The sequence below is a fragment of the Bifidobacterium criceti genome (assembly GCF_002286935.1).
In the GTDB taxonomy this organism is placed as follows: Bacteria; Actinomycetota; Actinomycetes; order Actinomycetales; family Bifidobacteriaceae; genus Bifidobacterium; species Bifidobacterium criceti.
This window is the reverse complement of sequence record NZ_MVOH01000032.1, coordinates 1-2,430: the sequence shown is the minus strand read 5'-3', so window position 1 is coordinate 2,430 and position 2,430 is coordinate 1. Positions and strand designations below refer to the sequence as shown.

The following is a 2,430-nucleotide window of genomic DNA, read 5'->3' as shown; positions in this document are numbered from 1 at the left end:
ACGCCGTCACCTTGTTCGCCGCGATGTGCAGTTTGTCGTCGTCTACTTCGAGGAAGCTGCCGTAATAGATGTTGAGATGATTGACGTCGATTTGCTGTCCCATTCGTTCTTTCCTTGCTGTTCGTACGGTGTCCAATGCCGGACCGTTGTAGATGACTTTGTTTTAGCTTGTCGCTAGAGCGAAGTCATCTGCATGGCCTCGTTGCCAAGGCCAGCTCCAAGCCTCACGCGACTCTCGCCGCCGCTTGGTTCGCGTTTCGCCGGATGCCGCATTGTCCCGCCTTTGGGGTGGGCCTGTCTTACGCTTCCTCCACGCGCGTTTAACGTCTCCGGGGCACTCCCGGCGACTTGGATGTTGATGGCCGCGTTCACATCACGGTCGATGACAAGCCTGCACTCCTCGCAATGGTAGACGCGTTCGGACAGGGGCAGCTTGGCTTTCACCGTCCCGCAGTTCGAGCACGTCTTCGAGCTTGGATACCAGCGGTCGATGACGTGAAGCCTCGCGCCGGTGCGTGCGGTCTTGTAGGTCAGTAGGCGTCGGAACTCCGCGAACGCGGCGTCCTGAATCGATTGGGCGAGCCTGTGGTTTCCCACCATGCCCGCCACGTTCAAGTCCTCGATGCTGATGTCCGCGTAGGTGCGGGCGAGCATGGTGGTGGTCTTGTCGAGCGCGTCCGAACGCAGGTTCGCCACCCGTGCGTATAGTCGGGCGACCTGCGCTCTCGCCTTGCGGCGGCGGTTGGAGCCTTTCCGTTTGCGGCTCAGACTCCGTTGGGCTCTCTTCAACCGTCCGAGGTTCGATTTGAGTGCGTGCGGGTTGTGTATCACGGTGCCGTCCGACAATGTGGCGAGCTCCTTCACGCCCAAGTCGATGCCGACGCTCCCGCCTTTGGGCGGCGATGGAATCGGCAGGTCGGCGCGTTCGACGGTCAGGCTGGCCTGCCAGCGTCCACCACGCTTGGATACGCTCATGCGCAGCACCTTCGCACCGTTCACTCGCTTGGACACGTTCTCCATGCAGTGCACGCGGCCTATCCTCGGGAGCCGCAGCGCATGAGGGTCACAGCCAATGAGGCCAAACGAGCCCGTCGTGTACGCGAATCCGGGAACCGCCTTGTCCTTGGATTTGAAGCGTGGGAAGCCCATCCTGCGGCCTTTCCGCCGCCCCTTGCGGGACCTGGAGAAGTTCTTCAGGGCGTCGGCCAATGATTCGAGGCCGCTGTTGTATGCCTCCTTGCTGTTCTCCGGCCACCATGTTTCTCCCGTGGTCTTGTCCACGGCGAGTGTGTTCTTGGCTTGGTTCCACCACCTGCGCAGCCCGTAGTACGACCATTCGGGTTTATCGCCACGTTCGAGCATGTCCTTGACATGAGCGAGTCCCGCGTTGTAGACGAACCGCGCCGCACCAGCATGAGACTCCAAGAGTCGTTCCTGCCGTGGCGTCGGGTCAAGCGCCACCTTGACCGCCTCAAGCATCGCGTGCCGCCTTCAACGCCGCGTCCGTCTTGCGCTTGGCCGCGCGGCGTCCGTACAGCCTCGCGCACAACGAGGTCAGCACCTCGCTCATGTCGCGCACCAGATCGTCGTCCAGTTCCGTGTCGTCCACCACGACGATCCGGCGTCCCTGCGCTTTCAACGCGCTCTCCACCAGTCCCGCGTTCATGCGGGCGAGCCTGTCCCTGTGCTCCACGATCAGCGTGCCCACGGTCGGGTCGGACAACAACCGGTTGAGCTTGCGCCGCCTGTCGTTCATGCCGGAACCCGTCTCCGTGACCACCTCGGGCTTCTCGACGCCCATGCCAAGGGCGAACGCTTTCAGTCGGTCGGCCTGACGTCGCAGGTCGTTCCTTTGGTCGCCGCTGGATACTCGCGCATAGCAGACGGTGCGGGATTCCATGCTTTTCGATTGCGGCATGGTCTCGTATTTCGGGTCGTGGATGAGCCACATGCCAGACGGCGTGCGCTCCACGGGGACGGGCATGGTGCCCTGACGGCACCATTTCCACACGGTCTGCGGGTGCAGATGCTCACGCTCGGCCCATTCCTTCACCAACATGCAACATAGTATAGCATATTAAAATATATTTAAGCAAATCGTTTAGGAAACAGCCGACCGCCCCATATCAGCATCATATTGAAATATGTGCCGGCCATGGTCGTCCTCCGCGAGCACTCCGATATGCTGCCCATCGAGCAGAACATGAAGTTCCTTCATATCTCCCTTCCTCATTGTTGACTGCGGCTTTGGCTGTCGTTGGATTCACGCTGGGCTTCAGAAGTCTTCGCCGTCGCCGGAATCGTCACTTGTGTCATTTGCCTGTCAGGCTCGGACAGGCTTGCATCATGACGATCGAGATCAAGCTTCAGACCCTTCGCAATGCGGTCCATCGAAATACCCAACGCGTTATCAGCGAGCTGCGTCTGCAT

3 protein-coding genes are annotated in these 2,430 nt (G+C 60.5%); all 3 read right to left on the bottom strand.

Going from position 1 to position 2,430, the window contains the following annotated elements; translation table 11 throughout:
• Positions 1–174: 174 nt before the first annotated feature.
• Positions 175–1,479, bottom strand: coding sequence for an IS607 family element RNA-guided endonuclease TnpB (tnpB, locus tag B1526_RS08855; protein ID WP_095615682.1), 1,305 nt, complete (start codon positions 1,477–1,479; stop codon positions 175–177).
• Positions 1,472–2,059: an IS607 family transposase gene (locus B1526_RS08850; RefSeq protein ID WP_095614847.1), complete on the bottom strand. Its 588-nt coding sequence runs from the start codon at positions 2,057–2,059 to the stop codon at positions 1,472–1,474. The genes tnpB and B1526_RS08850 overlap by 8 nt, the downstream gene beginning before the upstream one ends.
• Before the next feature lie 170 nt (positions 2,060–2,229).
• Positions 2,230–2,430, bottom strand: a 201-nt coding sequence (locus B1526_RS09165; RefSeq protein ID WP_095615681.1) for a hypothetical protein, incomplete at its 5' end; no start/stop codon positions are given.

Bases quoted from the DNA above. Each gene is read 5' to 3' on its own strand.
- tnpB (WP_095615682.1), bottom strand. From the start codon at position 1,479: ATGCTTGAGGCGGTCAAGGTGGCGCTTGACCCGACGCCACGGCAGGAA.
- B1526_RS08850 (WP_095614847.1), bottom strand. From the start codon at position 2,059: ATGTTGGTGAAGGAATGGGCCGAGCGTGAGCATCTGCACCCGCAGACC.